19 protein-coding genes are annotated in these 22,397 nt (G+C 43.3%); 6 read left to right on the forward strand and 13 right to left on the reverse strand.

Annotated features, from left to right (window positions below):
• Positions 1–9: 9 nt before the first annotated feature.
• The gene (locus MHM98_RS14055) at positions 10–2,274 is read left to right on the forward strand and encodes an aminotransferase class V-fold PLP-dependent enzyme (protein ID WP_239439988.1); all 2,265 of its coding nucleotides are present in this window, start codon (positions 10–12) and stop codon (positions 2,272–2,274) included.
• Between the two features lie 102 nt (positions 2,275–2,376).
• Complete coding sequence (locus MHM98_RS14060; protein ID WP_239439989.1) at positions 2,377–2,862, forward strand: hypothetical protein; 486 nt, start codon at positions 2,377–2,379, stop codon at positions 2,860–2,862.
• Positions 2,863–2,951: 89 nt separating this feature from the next.
• On the opposite strand, the gene MHM98_RS14065 is transcribed toward MHM98_RS14060, so the two are convergent.
• Genes MHM98_RS14065 through MHM98_RS14085 form a run of 5 tightly spaced genes read right to left on the reverse strand, consistent with a single transcriptional unit; the run spans position 2,952 to position 8,188 of the window.
• On the reverse strand, positions 2,952–4,187 hold the full coding sequence (locus MHM98_RS14065; RefSeq protein ID WP_239439990.1) for an ABC transporter permease: 1,236 nt from the start codon (positions 4,185–4,187) through the stop codon (positions 2,952–2,954).
• Positions 4,187–5,371, reverse strand: a complete 1,185-nt coding sequence (locus tag MHM98_RS14070) for an HlyD family efflux transporter periplasmic adaptor subunit (protein ID WP_239439991.1) — start codon at positions 5,369–5,371, stop codon at positions 4,187–4,189. The genes MHM98_RS14065 and MHM98_RS14070 overlap by 1 nt, the downstream gene beginning before the upstream one ends.
• Positions 5,368–6,522 carry an efflux RND transporter periplasmic adaptor subunit gene (locus MHM98_RS14075; RefSeq protein ID WP_239439992.1) on the reverse strand — a complete coding sequence of 385 codons (1,155 nt, stop codon included), beginning with the start codon at positions 6,520–6,522 and terminating at the stop codon, positions 5,368–5,370. Before MHM98_RS14075 ends, MHM98_RS14070 begins: the two co-directional genes overlap by 4 nt.
• Positions 6,519–7,484 (reverse strand): HlyD family efflux transporter periplasmic adaptor subunit, encoded by a 966-nt coding sequence (locus MHM98_RS14080; protein WP_239439993.1) that lies wholly within the window; start codon positions 7,482–7,484, stop codon positions 6,519–6,521. Before MHM98_RS14080 ends, MHM98_RS14075 begins: the two co-directional genes overlap by 4 nt.
• Positions 7,484–8,188 (reverse strand): ABC transporter ATP-binding protein, encoded by a 705-nt coding sequence (locus MHM98_RS14085; protein ID WP_239439994.1) that lies wholly within the window; start codon positions 8,186–8,188, stop codon positions 7,484–7,486. The genes MHM98_RS14080 and MHM98_RS14085 overlap by 1 nt, the downstream gene beginning before the upstream one ends.
• 279 nt (positions 8,189–8,467) lie before the next feature.
• Between MHM98_RS14085 and MHM98_RS14090 the strand changes: the two genes are divergently transcribed.
• Positions 8,468–8,710: a DUF6289 family protein gene (locus MHM98_RS14090; protein ID WP_239439995.1), complete on the forward strand. Its 243-nt coding sequence runs from the start codon at positions 8,468–8,470 to the stop codon at positions 8,708–8,710.
• A gap of 146 nt (positions 8,711–8,856) precedes the next feature.
• On the forward strand, positions 8,857–11,286 hold the full coding sequence (gene plsB, locus MHM98_RS14095; protein WP_239439996.1) for a glycerol-3-phosphate 1-O-acyltransferase PlsB: 2,430 nt from the start codon (positions 8,857–8,859) through the stop codon (positions 11,284–11,286).
• Between the two features lie 624 nt (positions 11,287–11,910).
• Here the strand turns inward: plsB and ubiA are convergent.
• Complete coding sequence (ubiA, locus tag MHM98_RS14100) at positions 11,911–12,780, reverse strand: 4-hydroxybenzoate octaprenyltransferase (RefSeq protein WP_239439997.1); 870 nt, start codon at positions 12,778–12,780, stop codon at positions 11,911–11,913.
• Positions 12,777–13,406 carry a chorismate lyase gene (locus MHM98_RS14105; protein WP_239439998.1) on the reverse strand — a complete coding sequence of 210 codons (630 nt, stop codon included), beginning with the start codon at positions 13,404–13,406 and terminating at the stop codon, positions 12,777–12,779. The genes ubiA and MHM98_RS14105 overlap by 4 nt, the downstream gene beginning before the upstream one ends.
• Before the next feature lie 179 nt (positions 13,407–13,585).
• Between MHM98_RS14105 and MHM98_RS14110 the strand changes: the two genes are divergently transcribed.
• Positions 13,586–13,972 (forward strand): flagellar basal body-associated protein FliL, encoded by a 387-nt coding sequence (locus tag MHM98_RS14110; RefSeq protein ID WP_239439999.1) that lies wholly within the window; start codon positions 13,586–13,588, stop codon positions 13,970–13,972.
• Positions 13,973–14,003: 31 nt separating this feature from the next.
• On the opposite strand, the gene MHM98_RS14115 is transcribed toward MHM98_RS14110, so the two are convergent.
• Positions 14,004–14,858, reverse strand: a complete 855-nt coding sequence (locus MHM98_RS14115) for a rhomboid family intramembrane serine protease (protein WP_239440000.1) — start codon at positions 14,856–14,858, stop codon at positions 14,004–14,006.
• Positions 14,859–14,862: 4 nt separating this feature from the next.
• Positions 14,863–15,927 (reverse strand): polysaccharide deacetylase family protein, encoded by a 1,065-nt coding sequence (locus tag MHM98_RS14120; RefSeq protein WP_239440001.1) that lies wholly within the window; start codon positions 15,925–15,927, stop codon positions 14,863–14,865.
• A gap of 24 nt (positions 15,928–15,951) precedes the next feature.
• Here MHM98_RS14120 and MHM98_RS14125 point away from each other — a divergent pair, with 24 nt between their 5' ends.
• Positions 15,952–17,289: an MATE family efflux transporter gene (locus tag MHM98_RS14125; RefSeq protein WP_239440002.1), complete on the forward strand. Its 1,338-nt coding sequence runs from the start codon at positions 15,952–15,954 to the stop codon at positions 17,287–17,289.
• Here the strand turns inward: MHM98_RS14125 and MHM98_RS14130 are convergent.
• The 4 genes from MHM98_RS14130 to MHM98_RS14145 form a co-directional block, all read right to left on the reverse strand.
• Positions 17,273–17,572: a DUF962 domain-containing protein gene (locus MHM98_RS14130; protein WP_239440003.1), complete on the reverse strand. Its 300-nt coding sequence runs from the start codon at positions 17,570–17,572 to the stop codon at positions 17,273–17,275. The two genes, MHM98_RS14125 and MHM98_RS14130, sit on opposite strands and share 17 nt — an antisense overlap.
• A gap of 26 nt (positions 17,573–17,598) precedes the next feature.
• Positions 17,599–18,300: an NAD(P)H-flavin reductase gene (gene fre, locus MHM98_RS14135; protein WP_239440004.1), complete on the reverse strand. Its 702-nt coding sequence runs from the start codon at positions 18,298–18,300 to the stop codon at positions 17,599–17,601.
• A 99-nt stretch (positions 18,301–18,399) separates the two neighbouring features.
• Positions 18,400–19,878: a 4-hydroxy-3-polyprenylbenzoate decarboxylase gene (gene ubiD / locus MHM98_RS14140; protein ID WP_239440005.1), complete on the reverse strand. Its 1,479-nt coding sequence runs from the start codon at positions 19,876–19,878 to the stop codon at positions 18,400–18,402.
• Positions 19,879–20,418: 540 nt separating this feature from the next.
• On the reverse strand, positions 20,419–22,209 hold the full coding sequence (locus tag MHM98_RS14145) for a protein-disulfide reductase DsbD (protein WP_239440006.1): 1,791 nt from the start codon (positions 22,207–22,209) through the stop codon (positions 20,419–20,421).
• Positions 22,210–22,397: the final 188 nt, after the last annotated feature.

A 22,397-nucleotide genomic window follows, 5' to 3' on the forward strand; every position in this document is an offset into this window, starting at 1 on the left:
AATTCAACTATGTCATTGCAACAATCACTTAGCCAAATTTACTTGGACGCTAATGCCACGACCCCTGTATTACCGCAAGCTGCCGACGCAGCACTTGCCGCCATGAAAACTTCGTTTGGTAATCCAAGTAGTAGTCATGTCACTGGCTTACGCGCTAAGCAGATCATGATGCAAACGCGTGAGCGCGCGCAGCGTATATTAGGCTCTGGTGAAGGTGAGGTGATTTTTACCAGTGGTGCAACAGAAGGCATTCAAACTGGGATTATTTCGGCGTTAACTGCGGCAAGACAAAGCATGGAGTCTGGCAAGAAATATTGTTTGCTTTATGGTGCAACAGAGCACAAAGCAGTACCTGAGTCGCTTAAGCATTGGAATCATATTCTGGGGATTCACGCGGATGTGGTTGCTATCCCTGTTGATAACAAAGGAACACTAGATAAAGAATTTATCGCGCAGCACGTTGGTGATGCATTAATGATTTGTACCATGGCGGTTAATAACGAAACTGGAGTTTATCAAGATTTATCGGCGATAGAGCAAGTTATCCGCGCCAACAATCCACACGTATACTGGATGGTTGATTGTGTGCAGGCGCTTGGGAAAACAGGGTTAAATTTAGCGCAAACGACAATTGACTACGCCCCTTTCAGTGGCCATAAACTCTACGCGCCAAAAGGTATAGGGTTTGTATATATTAGAAAGAGTGCGCCTTTCACGCCGTTTATTGCTGGCGGTGGTCAAGAAGGTGGCTTGCGCTCAGGCACAGAAAACTTACCGGGTATGGCGGCACTAAATGAAATATTTGCGATTATGTTGGGGGAATCAGACTTCGCTTTTACCCCAAATGAGCAATTGCATAAATTTAGACACCAACTGCGTGCATCGCTAGAAAAAGCCTTTGGCAACGTGGTGTTTAATCACGATTTTGATAACAGCGTGCCAACGACGTTGAACTTTGCTATCGAAGGCTTTAGCTCAAAAGAAATCATGGACTTATTCGATGCGGCAGGCATTCGTGTAAGCTCGGGTTCGGCGTGTAGTTCAAAAGTGACGCGCAGTTTTGTACTCGATGCGATGGGACTGCCTGTTTGGCAAAGTGAAGCGGCAATTCGCATGTCGTTTGGCCCTGCAATGACCCAGAGTGAAGTTGATGAAGCCTGTCAGCGTATTGAGCAATCGGCAATGGCATTGGGTCACAGCTGTTTGATGTCGCAACATCACATCGATGATAAAGCGCCGCTATCAGGGCTAGTGCAATTTAAGGTTGGCGGCAGTTGTACCTGGTTGTATGTTGAGCCAAGTGATAAATCGGCAATTGTTATCGATCCACTAAGTGAAGTTAGCAGCCGTATTAATACCTTGATTGAATGTCAGCAGCTTAATTTAGTTGCCGTGATTGATACTCATGGCCATGCCGATCATCAGTCAAGTCGTAACGACATTAGTGATAAATACTTAGCGTCGCAAACTTGTGATCACTTAGGTTGGCCGTCGAATACTCAATCAGTTTCTGTTGGCGATAGTGAATTTGAATATATCGAAGTCAGCAATAAGTGGCTAGTGCGCATTGTTACGCCAGGCCATACGAATGACAGTATTAGCATGGCATTGTGTGAGCCTGTGACAGATCATTTAGATGCACAATACTTATTCTGTGGCGATACTATCTTGATGGGCAGTTTAGGACGCACTAACTTTGAGTGTTCAAATACGGCGGATATGTATCACAGCCTACGTTATATTGATGCCTTGGTTTCTCGCGATACCTTGTTGTGTCCTAGTCACGATTACAACAATGAATTTACTAGCTCGATTGATGCTGAAGTCGCTCGTAATCAGTTATTGCAGCAAACATTAGATGGTGTGATTAATCAACAACAATTTGTGAATCAGAAAGATGTGTTAGATCAGCATATTGTCGATGAAAGTGGCAGTGAAATAATCTGTGGTGCCTTTGTAGGCGAGTGTCAAAAACAGAAAATGAATGAATATGATAGCGAATCATTAGCACGAGCGATGCAGTCCAAGCATGCGATTAAATTGATCGATATTCGCGAACCACACGAATACGCATTAGAGCATGATGCGTCATTTGACGAAAATGTGCCGTTGACGCGATTCGTTCAGTTTATCAATGAACACAAGCATGATAAAAACGCTGAAATTGTGTTGCTATGTCGCAGTGGTAGCCGTTCTTATGTTGCCGCTCAAGCGCTAATTCGTCTTGGTTTTGAAAATGTTGGCCACCTTAAAGGCGGTTACGCGCTTTATTAACGGCGTTATCTGATAAAGGTGCAATGAATTTTAAATAATTCATTGCACCAGCACTTGATAATCATTATCATTTGTGTGTTTTGTATATATCGGAATGCTCAAATGAAAAAAATGTTAATCGCTTTATCGCTTAGCTGCTTATCAGCTAGCGCATTTGCTAACAGCAGCGATCTGTTAGACAACTACGGCAAGTTAGCCAAACTAACCACGCAACAAATCAATACAGCATCTTATAAAGATCTTGGTACTGCATCGAGCCAGTTAGTTGATATTGCTAAAGAGTTTTTACCTGCATTTAGTAAGAGCAATCCAGTGTGTAAAGAATACGTCGATGCCATCATGAAGGCGGCGGATTCAATGCAGAAAATTAGTCTTGAAGAAATTGAAGCTGATTACCACCACGATGGCAAACTACCAAAAGTAACTAATGGCAGCTGTTACCACGCTAAAGATTTATTAGTTCATCCAGCAACTGTAGTAGTGATGGCTAATACATTAAAAGACACCAAAGAGAATCGCCAAAGTATGGCGGCTGAGCTTTACGAAGTTATCGCTCACCTAGGTGCAGTAAAACAAGCGGTTAAATAAGACAATCGTTTATTGTTAAAAAGCCGATACATCACAAGATGTATCGGCTTTTTTGATCCCAGTGCGAAGGAAAGTGCGGGCAAAGTGAATTAGTCACTTTGCAGGGCGTCGATAGGGTCTAGCTTCGATGCTTTTACTGCAGGATAAACTCCGAAGGTTAAACCGACTAGTGCACAGATGCTAAACGAGAGTACGATGGCGCTAATTGACCATGACACCGCCCACTCAGAGTAGACTGAGATTAGTTCTGATAGCAATATGCCAAAAACCACCCCCAAGATGCCACCGAGAATCGAGATGGTGAAACTCTCGGCAATAAACTGCATTTGAATGTCTTTTTGAGTAGCGCCAACGGCGCGTAATAAGCCGATTTCCTTAGTACGTTCAAGTACCGTCGCGAGCATGATATTCATAATTCCGATGCCGCCCACCAGTAATGAAATACCTGCGACACATGACATAACAATATTAAATATTTGCTGTGTTTGTTTCTGCTGCGCGAGAAGGGCTGCTGGCACTATTAACTTGTAATCATCAACATCATTGTGGCGACGTTCAAGTAAATGGCTGATAGCCTGTGCTGCGGCAACAGGGTCGACATCTTCGCTAACCTTTAACTTAAGGCTAGTGACTTCACTCACCAAATCTTTGCTCGGGAATTTATGTAGCGCAGTTTTTAGCGGGAGAAACACTTGGTTTTGATCGCCGCCAAGCTTGATGCCTTGGAATTGCTCTTTCTTTAAAAATGGTGCTTTGAGGACACCAACTACCTTAAACCACAGGTGATTTATTTTGACATTTTGACCGACGGCATTACCTAACGGGAACAGCTGCTTTGCCGTAGTTGAGCCAAGTAATGCGACTTGGCTAAAGGCTAAATCATCGTTGCTATTGAGTAGTCGGCCGCTAGCCAGCTGAAATTTTGATAATTCAAAAAAGCTCGGGCTAACCCCAGTCGCTTCACCATCACTTTTGCCTTGTGCACTAAAGATACTGTAGGTATCAAGTTTCTTTTGCGCGCTAAACTGGGTGATAAAAGGCAGTGACGCGACGCTGATTTCGCCATCGCGTATTGAAAGCCCCGTTGAGTGTTTACGCTGCTCTTTGAGTTCTTTTTCTTCGAAATCTTTGCTTTCGACGATGAGGTTATGCAGCCCCATAGTATTAATCATTTTAAGCGCTTCACGCTCGGCGCCTTCGCCAATGTTAAGCATGGCGATAACCGCACCAACACCGAAGATCATACCTAGCAGCGTGAGTAGGGTACGTAGTTTGTGATGCGCCAGTTCGGTCAACGTATCGACAAATAGAGATAGATATTTCACTAGCCGTGTTCCTTATTCGTTAGTGAGATTTGCTCGCCGCTGTCGAGCCCTTGGGTGATTTCAACATGACTTAGGCTGCTTTGGCCTAGTGTTACTGGCGTTTCAACAAATTCGCCATTGTGATAGCGATAAACCACCGTTTGTTGATTAACCGTGAAAACACTTTGTAGCGGCACTATGACAGGTTGAGCTACAGAGGCAACGTGAATAATGGCTTCTAGTTTACGACCCGGCATAAAGAGCTGAGGCTGTTGCGTGTCTAGCTCCACAGTGACTTCGAAATATTTTTGCGGATTGCCGCGTTTGACCGATTTAGGAAAGGGCGCAACGCTATCTATTTTGCCACTGTATTTGGTTGTCGCATCGACGTTGAGATAGAAATCTACCTTTTGTCCCGCTTGCAGATTAATCGCTTCATTTTCTAGCACGAAAAGCTTTGCCTTCATGTTGCTAATATCCGGTAATTGAGCGATTTTTTCTCCTGGCCAAACACTTTGTCCTGCGCGAGGTTTTTCGCCGCGCCAGTTAGTTTTATAGGTCAGTAAGCCGTCGTGGGGGGCTTTGACTTCAAGCAATGCTAGGCTCTGATTAAACTGATCGATTTTCGATTGATGCTGCTGTTCACGCATCTGCAATAGTCCCAGTTCCCCTTCAGAGCTTTCAGAAAAACTGTCGTTTTTCCACAGTAAATACTCTTGCTTAGAACCGAGGTAGGCGGCATTTTGCATTTGATCTAGAATTTCTAACTTTGACTGAATGCGAATGTCGTCGATGGAAAAGCGATCGGCAAAATCTTTCTCTTGGTCGATCATGCCAATATCTTTCTTAAGCGCACTAATTTGTTGTTCAAGAGAAGCATTTTTTTCGGTAATTTCTTCCCGTGTAATGGCTAGTTCATTGGTTTTTTCCTGCGCTTTAATCATCATGGCTTCGCCGTCGATGCGGGCGATAACGTCGCCTTTTTTAACGCGGGTAAATTCCGGGGCTAGCCATGCGAGATTTTGCATACCACGCCTAGTCATGGGTGCCGAAATATTGGTGGCTTTGGCGGCAAATAGTTCACCTTTAGCAGGTACTTCAACCTCAAGTTTTTCCGTTGTTACTGTATAGAGCAGCGGCGTTGCTGTTTCATCTGAGCAAGCCATTAAACTGAGTAGGCTTGCGGCAATAATTAACTTTTTCATAATGCGACCTTATCTCCCGCGCTCAGGCCATCTTTGATTATAACTTTTGTGCCGTTGACGGCTTTAATGTCTAAGGTAACGAGTTCATCCGACACTGTTCCGACTCGAGTAACCTGCGGTTTACCATTGTTAATGTTAACGATAGAAGCTGGTAAAGTGAGTTGATCTTTAAGGGTGTCAGTGACGATATCAACGCGTGCGGTCATACCGGGACGTAAACGAGAGTCACTGCTATCAAATGCAATAATAACGTCGAAAATCCGGCGCTTGTCTTGAAATGATTTATCGCGAAATACGCGGCCTAGATTTTCAATCTTTCCTTCAATAACGATTTCTTGTGTGCCATCTAAGGTGATTTTTACCCGCTGACCAACAGCTACTTTACCGCTATCAGGTTCTGCCACTTGGGCTTTGAGCTGCATTTGTTCGATAACGGCAATCTCCATTACTGGCTGGCCAAATTGAACACTTTCACCAGCCGCTGGTTTTTCACCTTCCCAGTTACTGCGATAGATCACCATGCCATCGATAGGCGACTTAACATTAAGCTTGGTAATATCTTGTTGTAGTTCTTTGACTTCTCCCGTCAGGCGATTAACTTTGGCGCTCATTTGCTTGATGTTCAACTTGTTGTTTGAACGATGAAAATCGAGTTTTTTGCGCGCCAAAAACAGGTCGTTTTTAGCGATGGTAAAGTCAATAACCGCTTTTTTACGATCATTTTCAGAGCGACTGTTATCTAGGATATTTGCCTTGCGCTCCGCCTTCTCATATTCCATTTCTTTTTCGGCAATGGCGAGAATCAACTCTTGCTCTTTTTCTGTCTCTTTAAGCTTTTTATTTTCTAGCTCTTTAACCGCGCGATCGAGATTGGCTTGTTTATCTACCATGCGATCTCGAACTTTTTTATCGTCAAACGCAATTAAAAACTGGCCCTTTTTTACCTTAGTATTTTCAGGAATAATCTGCTTGATAGGATATTGCCACATGCGAGAGACCGACGGTGGCGCAATAATCGCAGTTTGCTTGGACTCAAGTTCACCACTGGCGTTAACCACAAGTTCAACATCTTCTACTGTCACTTCTTGGGTTGGAGCTTGCTCACAACCAGCTAGCAATAATAGCCCGATGATAGGAAACAGTTTTTTCATTTGCTTTGCTCCTTAGCATCGTCAAAGGAGATTTGGCCACTCATGCCCGGTAAGATTTTCAAGCCATTAGGATTGCTAAAAGCGAATTTTGTACGGTAATAAACATCATTGCCCCATTCTTTGCGGGCTTCTGGTTGAGTCGATATTTCGGTGAGTGTGGTTTGCATTGGCTGCTTTAAGTAGGCGTCTAATGTCAGAGTTGCTTTGGCATTTATTTTGAGGTGCTGATAATCGACTTCGTGTACCCAGGCTTCCATGTATAGCCCATTTAATGAAGGTATTTCAGCTATTAGCCAAGATGGTTGTGCCGTCATGCCAACAAAGACTTTCTCGCCGTTCCAAGGGTGATTGGCGTAAATAACTGGGCCAGAACGTTCGGCACGCAATCCCATTTTACCAAGTTTACTGCGGTTATAATTCAGCGTTTTCTTAAGTTGGCTAATCGAGAGTTGTTGTTTGTTGAGGGATACTTTATTAGTAACTTTAGTTTGCGCTAGTTGCTCCTTTGATTTTGCAGCCTCTACTAGTGCTTTCTCATAGTTGAGTTGGTTCTGCTGATAATCGTATTCGCTAAGGTGCTCTTTGCTGACGTTCGCATCAATTCGCGCTTTTTCGAGGATAAGTTGGCTTCGTTTGTGATTAAATTCCGCCTCTAATAAGTCTTGTTCAGCCTTGCCCTGTAAACGGAAAAGTTCTTCTTCTGCCGCTAGTAAGCTATCAGTGGTTTGCTCAATGGTACTTTCGATAGAGCTGCCATCAAACACCACAACTAAATCGCCTTCCTTCGCAATGTCACCTTCAGGCAGCATCCATTGAACTTGTACCCGCCAGTTGTCAGTTTTAGGCGAGAAAAAAGATTGATTGTCACCGGCTTTCACTTGGCCAGTAAAAATTATGGCATCGTTGGCGATAGCGTTACTTGATGTCAGCAGTAATAATGCTGACAAAGTTGATTTCAACATTAGCTAACCTCACGCTTGGTAGTATAGTTTTGTGTTTGTTTGTCTTCGATAACTACGCCGTCTTTCATGCGAATAATGCGCTGGGCATATTCGGCAATATCTTCTTCGTGGGTCACCATGACAATGGTTTGTCCTTGTTGGTGAAGCTCGGTCAATAAATCCATGATTTCGTAGGAGGTTTTACTGTCGAGGTTACCTGTCGGCTCGTCGGCGAAAATAACTTGTGGTCGGTTAACCAAGGCGCGGGCAATTGCAACACGCTGACGTTGACCACCCGACATTTCAAAAGGCTTGTGATGGGAGCGTTGGGCAAGTCCAACTTTTTCAAGCATTTCCATGCCGCGTTTTTTGGCTTCTTCTGGTGTAACGTCACTGTAGCGAAGCGGTAAGATCACGTTATCTAATGCCGATAACCGAGGCAATAAATGGAAAGTTTGGAAGATAAAACCGATTTTTTGATTGCGAATTTTCGACAGTGACACATCGTCGATATCGGATATTAGTTGGTTGTCGAGTCGGTAATCTCCGCTGCTAGGGCTGTCCAAGCAACCGAGGATATTCATAAAGGTGGATTTACCGGAACCGGAAGTGCCCATTACGGCGACAAACTCGTTTTCTGCGATAAACAAAGAGACTTCTTTGAGGGCGTTAACGCGGGTTTCACCACTGCCGTAACAGCGACTAATATTGTCGACTTTAATCATTTAAACATCCTGTTATGACTATTGTTTTAGAACGCATTGTATACAAATTTAATTATTTTAGTAGTGGAGCTTATTTCTACACATCTTATGTGTTGATGACAAATGACTTTAAAATTAATTATTTACAAAATGTAAAATAAGAATTATTGTTATTTGGCGTTATGGAAGACGATTTAATTAATTCGAGACGATGCAGTACTTTCAACCGAAGTTGTTTAATGCAGTATTGACTCTGACGTAATGCAAAATATTAATTAAAATAAAAAAAGGATTATAAAAATGACTTTAAAGAAAAAAGCACTATTAGCTAGTATTTTTGCAACCGCTGTTTCATCTTTCGCTTATGCTGCATTCCAACCAACTCATCATGTAGAGATTGAGTATTATAGTGATGCTGCAAAGACTAAACATGTTGGTTCAAGAATTCATACGTGTACTGGACGAACATTTGGTTCTGGTAGTACATCTCAGTATTTTGTCGTTGAAACAACATTCGCGTGTAATCGCGGCGGTGAGCTATAGTTCGCGTTTTTTCTGAAGCGGATTTATTCCGCTTCATTTTTATCTTTTCTTACATTCTTATTAATTTTAATACCTATTATTTCTAGGGCATTAATTGGAAATTCGCTATAATTAGCGCCAATTTGTTGGGCTTATTTGGAATTTTCATGTCGAATTCACTTTCACACTGGGTTAATGTTTTACGCTGGCCAGTGCGTTTATTGGTTAAGAGTAAATTAGTGCCGCGCGATCCTTGTGCAGAACTTGGCATCGATCCTCAAAAACCAGTGATTTATATTCTTAAGACGGAATCAGTTACAGATTTAATCGCCCTTGAGCGCATCGCTAAATCACTTGGACTTCCCAACCCTAATACGCCAATTACCATTGGCGGCAAAGAGATCCCGCGTTATTTTTCTGTCTATGGTCGCATGCCTTTTATCGGTAAAGCCGCCCCGCAAGATGAAAAATCAATCGCTCAATTTAGTGAGTTGGTGCATCTATTAAGAGATGAAAAGCAACATGATATACAGCTGGTTCCTGTCGCACTGTTTTGGGGGCGTAAGCCTGGCAACGAAGATAGTTCGGTAAAATCGGCTGTTTTAGAAGACGATCAAGCGTCATGGCTGCGTAAATTAATGATGGTGCTATTTTTAGGGCGCGATAATTTTGTCCGCTTTAGCCAACCCATTTCAATGACTCAAATGTTAGATGGTCGTAGCAGTGATGAGCGCATTGCTCATAAGTTATCTCGCTTAGCACGCTTTCATTTTTATCGCTTAGCGCAAACCATGCTTGGCCCCAAGTTGGTTTATCGCAATTCATTAGATAAGCGCATTATTAAATCATCAGCATTAGCACCAGTGATGGAAGAGTATGCCGCGCAAAAGAATTTAACCACTGAACAAGTTCATGCCGAAGTGGCTAAGTTGGTGGATGAAATCGCGGCTAATTATTCGGAACGATTGTTGCGAATTGGCGATCGCGTATTGTCTTGGTTGTGGAATAAGCTTTACAAGGGTATCAGCATTTCGAATGCCGAACGGGTGAGGCAATTATCGCAAGACGGTGAAGAAATAATTTATGTGCCTTGTCACCGCAGCCACATGGATTACTTACTACTGAGTTACGTAATTTACCGTCAAGGCATGGCGCCACCGCATATTGCGGCGGGTATTAACTTGAGTTTTTGGCCAGCAGGGCCAATTTTCCGCCGTGGTGGTGCGTTTTTCATGCGCCGTACCTTTAAAGGTAACAAGCTGTATGCGGCAGTATTTAGAGAATATCTCCATCAATTGTTTAACAATGGCTATTCTGTGAAGTACTTTACTGAAGGTGGCCGCTCTCGCACGGGACGCTTGCTCAATCCTAAAACTGGGATGGTGGCAATGACTGTGCAGGGATTATTGCGTGGTATTGAGCGCCCGATTACCTTAGTGCCGGTTTATTTAGGTTATGACCACGTGATGGAAGTGAGTACTTATCACGGCGAATTGAAAGGTAAATCGAAAGAGAAAGAGTCGATGGGGCAAGTATTTAAAACGCTTCGTAAGCTCAAAAATTTCGGTCGTGCTTATGTGAATTTCGGCGAGCCGATTTCTCTCAATAAATACTTAGATCAAAACGTAGCCGAGTGGCGCGATTCCATCGACCCTATTGAACTGCAAAAACCGAGCTGGTTAACACCGACAGTTAATGATATTGCCAATCGGGTGATGACTAACATTAACAACTGTGCAGCAGTTACGTCTATTACGTTAACCGCGCTGGCTGTGCTGGGTGTTGAGCGCCGTGCTATCGCTAAAAACAATCTGGTTAGTCAGCTCGATTGGTATCTAGACTTGTTGCGCAGTGTTCCTTATACCGACGGCGTAACAGTGCCAGAAGTTTCTGGTGCAGAGCTGTTAGAGCAAGCTATCGAGTTAGATAAATTCACTGTCACTAATGACGAACTTGGTGATGTGATAAGCCTGAGCGCTTCTGGTGCTGTCACTATGACCTACTATCGCAACAACATCCTCCATTTGTTTGCGCTACCATCTTTAGTTGCTGCTGGTTTGGTGTATAAAAACTTCACCACCAAAGCGCAGTTACAAGATTTAGTGCATAGTTTATATCCACTGATTCAAAACGAGTTATTCCTCGGTTTCGAGCAATCGGATTTAAATGATTACGTCGATGCTATAGTAGATAACCTGAAGCAAGCGGGACTGATTGAGCTTAATGACCAGCAAATTAGTGTCAATAGTAACACTAAAACACAGTTGATTATTATGGCGCAGCATATTCAAGAGACGCTACAACGCTATGCGATTGTTCTTAAGATCATGCAGAAGAAGCCAACAATAGAGCGTTCGGCGCTAAGCCATGACAGTCATGTGCTAGCGCAGCGTTTATCGAATATTCACGGTATTAACGCCCCTGAGTTTTTCGATAAGAATGTGCTATCTACTTTCATCACTGGGCTTAAAGAGTTGGACTACTTTACTGGCGAGCAAGATGAGCACAATAGCGAAGAAGTTGCACTGCTGGTAGATACTGTAACAGGGCTATTACGACCAACAGTGTTAGCGACGATTAAAGCGAGTTTAAATTAGTCGATTTGAGGCCAAATGAGAATTACTCTTATCGACCTACGGCGTGTAAGATATATCTCACAAATACGTGCGTAAATACGCTAGGCGTTGTGAAATATAGCCGTTAATAAAATGTTAAGCCCATGATTTTAAATTGATATTTGTAGTTTTGTTTTGGTTTTATCGCTGAGCGTAAAAATTAATTTAAAAAAGCATATCGCCACATTAGCGTGATTCCCATAATATTAATCACAGCTAGGAAGCACAGAGCAAAAGGAAATGCTCACCTTGTCAGGGAAAGGAAGTACAGACAGACGCTAGGAAGGTGTCAAAAAGGGATGCTAAGGACTGGCTCGCTAGGATGGCGAAAGTACTAATGGATTGGTATTTAACTCAGCGGATGAAAGCTCTCACGGAAAGAGAGAAAAGGCACAACTTCGGTTGTGCCTTTTTTTATGCTCATGGATGAGCGGTATGCCGCGATGCCATGGATGGCAAGGAGCGGCGATATTCAGGATGAATAGTATCTCGCGGTGCCATGGCAGAAAATCTGTTCCAGACAGTTTTGTTTCAAAAGAGCCTAAGTACCTACATCCATGTAGGCACAGACTTTATGCTCCTGCAAAGTCTAAGTTTTTCGCACCATCACATTCCCACCAGCAAATAATGAATGGCTATCGCTGCGAACAGTACCCAGCCAACATGGTTATTGGCTAAAAATGCTTTAAAACACCGCTCTCGATCGCGCTCTTTGGTTTGTATAAACTGAATTGCGAACAGCACGGTCATTACAGCGAGGCCAACGTAATAAACTGCGGATAAACTCTCTAATAAACCTACTTGAATCAAGCAGCCTAAGGTGGTGAGTTGGAGTAACGCAATGGCAATACGATCGTATTGGCCAAACAAAATCGCAGTCGATTTTACGCCGAGCTTTAAATCATCATCGCGGTCTACCATTGCATAATAGGTGTCATAAGCGACTGTCCACGCGAGATTAGCACTAAATAGCCACCACATACTGGTTGGTAGTTCATTGCTTTGCGCAGCAAAGGCCATTGGGATTGACCAGCCAAATGCGGCGCCAAGGACGACTTGAGGCAAATGCGTGTAACGCTTCATGAATGGGTAGGTGGTTGCCAGTGCTACAGCGACAAAAGACAGGCCGATGGTCAGACTGTTCATGGTTAGCACCAATAAAAATGATGCGAGTAGTAAGCCAAAGAACAAGGCTAACGCTTCTTTACTCGACACCACGCCAGTCGCTAATGGCCGCTGCGCCGTACGTTTCACCTTGCCATCGACTTTGCGATCGGCAAAGTCATTAATAACACAGCCTGCAGAGCGCATCATAAAAACGCCTAGGGTGAACACAATAAAAACATCAAGACTTGGTAGGCCGTCTGCACTTAGCCACAACGCCCAGTAGGTTGGCCATAATAAAAGTAGCGAGCCAATGGGTTTGTCTAACCTCATTAGCTGAATAAAGCCTTGGAATTTAGCTGCTGACATCATAATAAGTTCTTTGAATAAGCGTAACTGGCGGGAAGAAAAAATTCGACGACGCATAGCGGCAGATCTTGGAGGTAAAACATCGAACGACGGCCCCAAATAGTTTGCTGAGACGGTAACAATAACTGCTGACTCATCATGGCAAGCGGCGATAAATCGTTAAATTGGCACACTTCGATGGTGCTGCGGCGCATGCTTGGATCGCTAAACAAAATCTCACCAAGTGATGTATTACCTAGAGTCGCTAATTGCTCGTTGGCGTGATTGAGCGTCTCGCGAGGGATCAGCGTGCGCGCGTACACTTGCGCTTGCTCATCGCACACCAGCAAAACTTCTCGGCATGCAATATCCCCAGAGGCAAAGAGCTCTTGCTCTTGAGGGGATAACTGAGATTGCGACTGATTCAGCACGATAACTTCAAAATGATTACTGTGATTGACAAGGCGCTTGGTTAGCGAAGCACTATCAAATAGCCAGTTGCTTAATGGTTCGCTTAACGCTGGTAGGTTTTCGCATTGAGCGTCTAACCAATGAGCGGTCAAACCGCGCTTGAATGGCATAGTAATTGAATGATAATTAGGCACTATCTTAGTACAAGATTTTGACGGTGCTTGTGGTATTGAAGTCACATTGTCTAACTGTCGAAAAATAATGGCCTTATTATGCGTCAGCTAACACTAAAAATCATGTGAAAGTGGTGAATTAATTGCTAAAAACGACGCTTGGCTTTACCATTAACAACAAGTTAAAACGTTGTGAAGTTTAAGAAAAAGATTTTGGGGAGTGGATTGTGTTTAAGAAAATCCTTTTGAGCTTATTATTTGTATTTACCGTGGCATTAAGCCAGCAAAGTCGCGCCGAAGGTGGCGAAGACACCTATGCTTATTACGGATTTGAACCTGATATCACCACCAACTTTATCAGTGATGGCAGCAAGCTGGGCTTTATAAGAATTACCTTAGAAATTATGGTGAAAAGTCCTGATCACGTTTCAATTATTGAACACCATGCACCTTTATTGCGTGCCAAAGTTGTTGAGATTTTAGGTGAACAACGCGAAGAAAAAATTAAATCGCCTGCTGGTAAAAGTGAGATTCGCGATATATGCCTTGAAGAGGTCAATAAATTGCTGAAAGAAGAAACTGGACAAGAGCTAGCTGTTAGTTTGCTATTTACTAAGTATATTTATATGTAAATTTAAGCCTATTTTAACTTTAAAGCCCTTACTATAAGGGCTTTTTAATGTCCTCTTTCTGCACAAGTGCCATTAATAATCCAGTGATTAATCCACTAATTAGCATTGGAGTGGTATTTTGCAGTCCAAATATCCCGAAATAGCAGCACACTAGCCAAACTAGATAGAAAATAAATAAGCTATTATCCAGATTAAGGTTTCCGGAAGGTGTGATTTTTCCAGATAACCAGCTGTAGGCTATTACGGCATAAACAACACCTGCAATACCGCCAAAATATTCCATTGTATTAAACTGAACAAGGTTAGAAATGATGGCGGAAACTAAGAATAAATTTAATAGTTTCCAAGATGAGTGCTTTCTTTCGATTTGCCCTGCGAAAATGACCCATATAGTTATATTGATTATCAATTGATAAAAGTCAAAGTGAAGAAATGAAGGAGTTATCAGGCGCCACGGCTCGGATAAATTTAAAGTTTCGCCTTTATTCACAATAAATAAATTATTGATAAAAGATTGGCTAAAATACGATTCAATTACAAATAAAAATACACAGGCGAGCGCGACTGTAGAGGTTATTATTCCACTTATATCAAGAATAGAACTGAGAGAAAACCTCGACCGTCCTGCATACCAATAGTTAGTTAAAGAGTCACTAGTTTTATTTGAATGCCAAGATGACATCCAGTATTTATCGTTTGTTGGATCTAGCGAAAACTCTTCAAAGATTGAATCTGCGAGTTCTAATTTCTCTACATCAGCTAGTTGTATAATGTATGTAGCATTGTCTTCGTCGTATTCATAACTACAATTCAACTGTATGGTGTTTGCGTAATCGACAAAGGCTTGGGCTAATCTTATATTGTCTACAGAGCCTATATATTTCATTTAATTATCCCTCGGGCCAGCTGCCGTCTTCGTTGCGATTAATCCATGGTTGTGAAAACCAGTAATAACCTGATTTAGTGCGGCTCTGTGCAGTACAGTTATAGCGTGAGCGACCTGCAGGCAAGTCAACGTTAGAGGCAATGCTAAACGAAGATTTATCAATCCAAGTGACATCGACGCGTTCACCTAAAATGTAGCAGGCAAGGGTTGGTTTATAGATGTCAGATAAATCTAAGGTGACGATAAGCTCAGGACGCTTAGGGTTGCCTTGAGTGTGTTGATCAAGCTGTGGGTTGTCATTTTTAAGCTTCTTAACAGGCATCGCCATGCTCTGTAGTTTAACTTTCAACGTCTTCAAATTGGCATAACGACCTGATGCTGGAAAACGCGGTAGGGTTTGCCAGTCTGACTTTTTAGATAGCGCGCCTGAATGCTGACCAAAAGCAGTGAAATCTAGCGATTTCACCAATGAAACCAACTCGGTATTGTATTCACCATAAGGGTAGGCAAGATATTTAGGTTGCAGACCTAATTGCTCATCAATCATAGCTTGCGCTGTGGTGATGTCATCGCCAATTCGCTTTTTCCACGTCTCTACATCTTCATTCTCTAGCTGGCGATTTAAATGATCATGCTTTAGGCTGTGATTCAAAATTAAAACGCCTTGCCTTGATAGTTCTTTTAGCTGTGGCCATGACAGCATATTGCTGCGACCCTCATTAATTTCCTGCGGTGCAACGAAGATAGCGTAAGGAAACTCATTGGCTTTCAAGATAGGATCGGCGTTGGTTAAAATATTGAGATAACCATCATCAAAGGTAATAGCGACAGTTTTCGCAGCAAACTTTTTACCTTTCTTAAGGCCGTCAACGACTTCGTTTAACGGTAGCACTTTGAAGTTTTGCTGCTTTAAATAATTCATATGCAGTGTAAACTGCTCAATAGAAATTGAGGTAGAGGCGGGAGTCGTATCACTCACGTGATGGTATTGTAAAATCACAACAGCCTTGGCGTTAAAAGCGCCAATCAAACTCAACAACACAATAAATAACAACTGCTTAACACGCATATCAGCTTCCTAAGGTTAATTTCAATGAGCATTGTCGCCTCCATTGCAACACAGCGCAAGTTATTGCTTTTGGCATTGCCAATGATCTTATCCAATATCACCACGCCACTGCTTGGTATGGTGGACACTGCTGTTATCGGTCATTTAGAACATCCGTATTATCTTGGCGGTATTGCGGTAGGTTCAATGATTATTAGTATCATCTTTTGGCTATCTGGCTTTTTACGGATGTCTACGACAGGCGTTATCGCGCAAGCTAATGGCGCTGACAATATCGATGATGTGTGGCGTTATTTCTTTCATTCCAGCATGCTAGCGTTGGGTATTGCGTCGTTATTACTGGTTTTTCATGCACCACTGATTAGCACTATTTTAGGGGCAATGGATGCGAGTGATGAAGTCGCGCAATACGCTAAAGTGTATTTCGATATTCGAATTTTCTCTGCGCCTGCGGCATTGCTTAATTTAGTGGTATTAGGTTATTTCGTTGCTCGTCAGCAAGTGAAGTGGGTGGTGTATCAGCTATTTGTTATCAACGTGATTAATATTACCCTCGATATTCTGTTGGTGGTGTATTGGGAGTGGGGCGTTGCTGGCGCGGCAACTGCATCGGTGATTGCGGATTACTGCGGCTTAGCGATGCTAATGTTGGTGCTAATGTCACAAGCTAAACAAGTGGATTGGCGCCGATTAATTAAGCCGCAGGCGGCTTTTTTCAACCGTCTGCTTAGCCTTAATAAAGACATTTTTATTCGCTCACTGGCACTGCAAGCTTGTCTTGGTTTTGTCACCATCACAGGCGCTGCGTTAGGCGATGTCACCGTTGCAGCTAACGCTATTCTGCTTAATCTATTTTTATTTGCCTCATACGGTCTCGATGGTTTTGCTTATGCCGCTGAGTCCCTAGTCGGAGAAGCAAAAGGGCAACGGGATAAACAGCGCTTGCATCAGGTGGTGATGGTGAGTGGATTGTGGAGTGCTATTGTCGGTGGCTTGTTCGCACTAGTTTTATATGCCATCGGTAATCAGTGGATCGCTTTTCTTACCGATTTGTCAGCAGTACGCGATTATGCGGCGGAATATTTACCATGGATGATCGCAATTTGCGCTATTGGTTGGTTAACATTTTTGATGGACGGTGTTTATGTTGGGCTGACTCGCAGTAAGCAAATGCGCGATTCTATGTTGCTATCCTGCGTGGTCTTTTTTGCGGTTTGGTTTAGCTTCGAAGAGTGGCAGAATCACGGCTTGTGGCTGGCGTTTTTCTGCTTTATTGCCACACGTTCCATTAGCTTGGCTATCGATTATGCACTGTTTTATAGTAGTGGCAGAATGGAACAAGAGCTTAAAGCTGACGGGTAAGAATCTGCCAGAACATCTTCCAGTCACCCATTAGACTCCACAGTGGATAGGTGAAAGTGGCTGGTCTATTTTTCTCAAAAGCAAAGTGGCCGACCCACGCGAAACCATAGCCGATAATTGGCAGACTAATGAGCCAAATAAAGTGCTGTGAGTAAAGGATATAGCCTAAGACAATTAGGATTAATGCGCTGCCAATAAAGTGTAATCGACGGCATGTTGGATGCTGATGCTGGGAAAGATAAAAGGGATAAAACTCACTAAAACTCTGATAACGTTGTTCCATGGTTTATCCCCTTTATTGGTGATGGCCTATTTTAGGTAAGGTAGTGCGTCACCGTGCATGTTTTCGATGTTCATGCCTTGCGTTAAGAAGGCATCGCGTACTACGCCAACCATCTCGAAACGACCAGCGGCGTAGATTTCATAAGCGCTTAAATCGCTAATGTCTTTCATTACCGCTTTGTGTACTTGGCCTTCGCCGCCGTTCCAATTCTCTGGTGTGTTTTCAACAACAGGAATAAAAGTTATCTTGTCGTGTACATCGGCTAATGCTTGCATTTCGTCGAATAAGTACATGTGCTCAACCGCTTGACAGCCCCAGTATACGGTAACGTCGCGCTTGTCTTCGGTTGCCATTAACTCACGTACGATAGAGCGTACGTAGCTAAAACCTGTGCCGCCAGCCACTAATAAAATTGGACGTTCGTTGCTGTTGTCTAGCTGGGCTTCGCCGTGTGGCGCAAGAATAGTAATTTCGCCATTTTCTTTCATGCGATCGATAACTTGCATTGGGTAGCTTTGCAGCTCCGATGCGCCAATGTGTAGTTCGATTAGTTCGCCATCACTTGGCGCGCTAGCAATCGAAAATGGGCGTTTGTCGTCGTCAGACATCTTTACCATGAGGTATTGACCAGCCTCGAAGCTAAACGGCTGCTCTGGACGTAATACAACGTGGAATACGCTGTCGTTAAAAGGTTCTAATTTAACAACCTGACAGTTGATTTCTGACATTAACTTACCTGAATTTGTCTAAATGAGTTGGAATTGCCTAAGAATATCGCAATTGGGCGAGGTTTAGAACTCGCCCAACCAAGTAATCGGCGGTTTTATCTACTTTTCTTTGGGGAAGATCGCTAACTCATCCCAGATATCGTCGACGCGATCTTTCACTTCTTGCGTCATGACTATCGGCTCGCCCCATTCGCGATCTGTTTCACCTTGCCATTTGTTGGTGGCATCTAGACCCATCTTAGAGCCAAGACCAGCCACTGGTGAGGCAAAGTCGAGATAGTCGATTGGCGTGTTTTCGATCATAGTGGTATCACGAGCTGGATCCATACGGGTGGTAATGGCCCAAATCACATCATCCCAGCTACGGGCGTTTACGTCGTCGTCACACACAATCACGAACTTGGTATACATGAACTGGCGTAAGAACGACCACACACCCATCATCACGCGTTTGGCATGACCTGGATATTGCTTCTTAATAGTCACCACCGCCATGCGGTATGAACAGCCTTCTGGTGGCAGATAAAAATCAACAATCTCAGGGAATTGTTTCTTTAAAATCGGCACGAATACTTCGTTTAGGGCAACGCCTAAAATCGCTGGCTCATCAGGTGGACGGCCAGTGTAAGTACTGTGATAAATCGGATCTTTACGATGGGTAATATGAGTGACGGTAAATACCGGAAACTCTTCTACTTCGTTGTAATAACCTGTGTGATCGCCATAGGGCCCTTCTGGCGCCATCTCACCTGGCTCTAGATAGCCTTCAAGTACATATTCGGCACTGGCTGGCACTTCTAAATCATTGCTTAAACACTTAACCACTTCGCTGCGACTGCCACGTAGTAGTCCGGCAAAGGCATATTCAGATAGCGTATCAGGTACAGGCGTTACCGCGCCGATGATCGTTGCAGGATCGGCACCTAAGGCAACAGAAACAGGATAGCGTTCACCGGGATTTGTTTGTTGGAATTCTTGGAAATCTAACGCACCACCGCGATGCGATAACCAACGCATAATTAATTTGTTTTTACCAAGCAATTGCTGACGGTAAATACCGAGGTTCTGACGCTCTTTGTGAGGGCCACGAGTAATGGTTAAGCCCCAAGTGACTAACGGTGCAACATCCCCCGGCCAGCAATGCTGAATAGGTAGTTTTGTTAAATCAACATCATCGCCTTCCATCACGATGTCCTGACAAGGGGCTTTTTTCAGGCGCTTAGTCGGCATGTTTAGTACTTGTTTGTACATCGGCAGCTGATCCCACGCGTCCTTTAAGCCTTTCGGCGGCTCTGGCTCTTTAAGTTTCGCCATCAATTCACCCACTTCACGTAATGCCTCAGTCGATGTTTGTCCCATCGCAAGGGCTACACGTTCTGGTGTACCGAATAGGTTGGCTAATACAGGTGTGGTATGGCCTTTGACGTTTTCAAATAATAATGCTGGACCTTGGGCGCGTAGGGTACGGTCGCCAATTTCAGTCATTTCTAGGTAAGGATCAATTTCTTTAGTGATTCTTTTTAGTTGACCTAGTTTTTCTAGCTGCGTGATGAAGTCACGTAGATCTTTGTATTTCATTTTCTTTCCCGAAAGGGTTTAGTATGTTGTTAATTTTTAGAACAACTTGAGTGCATCTGAGAATATGATGCGCTTAAAAATATAGCGTTACCATCAAATCTTATGAAAGCGCATCAGTTACTTTTCTTTATGTAATACATCCTTGTATTTCACCCTGCGGGCCAGCTAATCGCTGTTCAAATTTGTTCCTGACAAATTTGTGCGTCGCCACTAGAATATCTGGAATATTCTAGGACAGCTTCAGCTGGTCGCATAGCGATAAATTTCAGGACGAAATTTACAATAAAAGTAACCAAAAGAAAGGCGACCCGCAGATTTATCGCTTATCTCAACCTACGAATTGGCTGTTCAATAACGTATTTGATCTGCATCCATGCAGCAAATACTAAAAAATCGTCCCTGATTTTTTCATTGGCCAATTAGTACGTTGAGGCGATAAATAACGGGGAGTTTCCCACACTTTACTTCAGTCTCTATCTCTACAACTCTGTGGTTGTAAGCTTAGTGACAATGAACGTTATCAATTACGCTAACGCGATATTAGTCGATCACTAAATCTAATGTTTTCTTAAATTGTTCTGGCCCTTGAAAGCCAACCACTCGGTTGCTGTTCAGAGGGTTTCCGTCTTTATCAAACAAAATAATGGTGGGTAATCCCAATACCGTCATTCTCTCTTGAATATCGATGTCTAGTGCGTCATTGGCGGTAACATCAGTTTGAATCAATACCATTTCATCAAGCATTGCTTTGATCATTGGATCGGAAAACGTTTTGGTTTCAAAATCTTTACAAGCGATACACCAGTCGGCGTAGAAGTCTAGCATTACTGGTTTGCCTGCAGCCTTAGCGATAGCTAATTGCTCATGTAACTCGTCGTAGCCTTTTACTTGAATGAAATCTGTTGCATGCACAGATGCTGACGCGCTGTTTACGCTGTTATTTTCCGGAATTAACCAAGGTTTGATGCCCCATAGTGCGCTGCCGAACAAAATCAATAATGAGGCTACTAAACGCAAGCTTTTGCCAATGCTGGCGTTGGTGAATTGATTATGGTGTAGCAGGTAGGTAGCAAAGCTAACACCTAATAGGCTCCACGCGAGATTAACCCACAATTCGTCGACGAAGCGGCCGAGTAATACAATAACCACCGACAACAGCATAAAGCCGAATGCGCCTTTGACAACGTCCATCCAAGCACCGGCTTTCGGTAATAATTTACCGCCTGATGCCCCCATGATTAACAACGGTACACCCATGCCTAGTGATAGCGCATACAAAGTCACGCCGCCAAGTAATAAATCGCCTGATTGCGCCACGTAAATTAATACGCCAGATAATGGCGCTGTGGTGCAAGGCGATGCGACTAGGCCTGAGATAACACCCATGGTAAAGACGCTGGCGTATTTACCGCCTTGTTGCTTGTTTGAGGCGCTGTTGAGTTTCTCGGTCCAGCTGCTTGGTAGTTGGAGATTAATAAAACCAAACATCGACGCCGCTAAAAAGGTGAACAATACCGCTAGCGAACCCAACACATAAGGATGCTGGAAAGCCGCCTGAAATTGCAGGCCGAGGGATGCCACAACCAAGCCTAAAATCGAATAGGTTAGCGCCATACCTTGCACATATACAAAAGATAAGGCGAAGGCGTGCTTGGTGGAAATCTTGTTACCCGCGCCAACGATAATGCCAGATAAAATGGGATACATCGGAAATACACATGGCGTAAACGCAAGGCCAATGCCTAAGCCAAAGAATGCGAGTAATGACCAAAATAGCGTTTTGTTTGTTAACCAGCTGGCAAACATATCTTGCTCGCTCACCGGTGGTTGGTTCTGAGCTGCGCTTTGGCTTGCCGTTGCTTGTTCTAAAGTTTGTGTATTGATAAAGCTAGGATCGAAAAACAGCGATACTTTACTTGGCGGGTAACACAGCCCAGCATCCGCACAACCTTGATATTCTAGCGTTATTTCTTGGTCTCTCGACTTATCTGCGACACTAAACGAGAATTCAACACTGTCGCGATATACCTCTTGCTCACCAAAGTACTCATCGTAATGATCTTCGCCTTTGGGTAACGCAATATCGCTAATGGCCGTGGTTGGGCTTTTTATTTTAAATTTTTCTTTATAGAGGTAGTAACCATCGTGAATTTGCCAGCGAATGATTACTCGCTCTTGCTGCTGCGAAAAGCTAAAAATGAATGCTTGCTCTTGAGGAAGAAACTTCGGACCTTGCGAGAATAAATCAGTGAATGCGGTAGTTGCTTGGCTAACTTGAGCCGTAAATGTTAAAAATAGCAATGCCGTAGCAAGCAAAATGCGTTTGATCATGGGGTCGATGTTTCCTCAATACCTAAATAACTAAAGTTCAGTTATTAGCTAAAAAATGCGCCGTAATAGTAACTTATCTAGCGCTGGTTTGCTCGTGAATTATTGACCTTGGATTAGCGGTAATAATTCCATTGAATTGACATAAAATGACCCCATATCAAAAAATACAGTCCGTAAAAGGACACGTT

The organism is Psychrobium sp. MM17-31, from assembly GCF_022347785.1.
Lineage (GTDB): Bacteria > Pseudomonadota > Gammaproteobacteria > Enterobacterales > Psychrobiaceae > Psychrobium.

Coding starts and splice junctions, on each gene's coding strand:
- MHM98_RS14055 (WP_239439988.1), top strand. CDS start 10: ATGTCATTGCAACAATCACTTAGCCAAATTTACTTGGACGCTAATGCC.
- MHM98_RS14060 (WP_239439989.1), top strand. CDS start 2,377: ATGAAAAAAATGTTAATCGCTTTATCGCTTAGCTGCTTATCAGCTAGC.
- MHM98_RS14070 (WP_239439991.1), bottom strand. CDS start 5,371: ATGAAAAAGTTAATTATTGCCGCAAGCCTACTCAGTTTAATGGCTTGC.
- MHM98_RS14075 (WP_239439992.1), bottom strand. CDS start 6,522: ATGAAAAAACTGTTTCCTATCATCGGGCTATTATTGCTAGCTGGTTGT.
- MHM98_RS14080 (WP_239439993.1), bottom strand. CDS start 7,484: ATGTTGAAATCAACTTTGTCAGCATTATTACTGCTGACATCAAGTAAC.
- MHM98_RS14085 (WP_239439994.1), bottom strand. CDS start 8,188: ATGATTAAAGTCGACAATATTAGTCGCTGTTACGGCAGTGGTGAAACC.
- MHM98_RS14090 (WP_239439995.1), top strand. CDS start 8,468: ATGACTTTAAAGAAAAAAGCACTATTAGCTAGTATTTTTGCAACCGCT.
- plsB (WP_239439996.1), top strand. CDS start 8,857: ATGTCGAATTCACTTTCACACTGGGTTAATGTTTTACGCTGGCCAGTG.
- ubiA (WP_239439997.1), bottom strand. CDS start 12,780: ATGATGTCAGCAGCTAAATTCCAAGGCTTTATTCAGCTAATGAGGTTA.
- MHM98_RS14115 (WP_239440000.1), bottom strand. CDS start 14,858: ATGAAATATATAGGCTCTGTAGACAATATAAGATTAGCCCAAGCCTTT.
- MHM98_RS14120 (WP_239440001.1), bottom strand. CDS start 15,927: ATGCGTGTTAAGCAGTTGTTATTTATTGTGTTGTTGAGTTTGATTGGC.
- MHM98_RS14125 (WP_239440002.1), top strand. CDS start 15,952: ATGAGCATTGTCGCCTCCATTGCAACACAGCGCAAGTTATTGCTTTTG.
- MHM98_RS14130 (WP_239440003.1), bottom strand. CDS start 17,572: ATGGAACAACGTTATCAGAGTTTTAGTGAGTTTTATCCCTTTTATCTT.
- fre (WP_239440004.1), bottom strand. CDS start 18,300: ATGTCAGAAATCAACTGTCAGGTTGTTAAATTAGAACCTTTTAACGAC.
- ubiD (WP_239440005.1), bottom strand. CDS start 19,878: ATGAAATACAAAGATCTACGTGACTTCATCACGCAGCTAGAAAAACTA.
- MHM98_RS14145 (WP_239440006.1), bottom strand. CDS start 22,209: ATGATCAAACGCATTTTGCTTGCTACGGCATTGCTATTTTTAACATTT.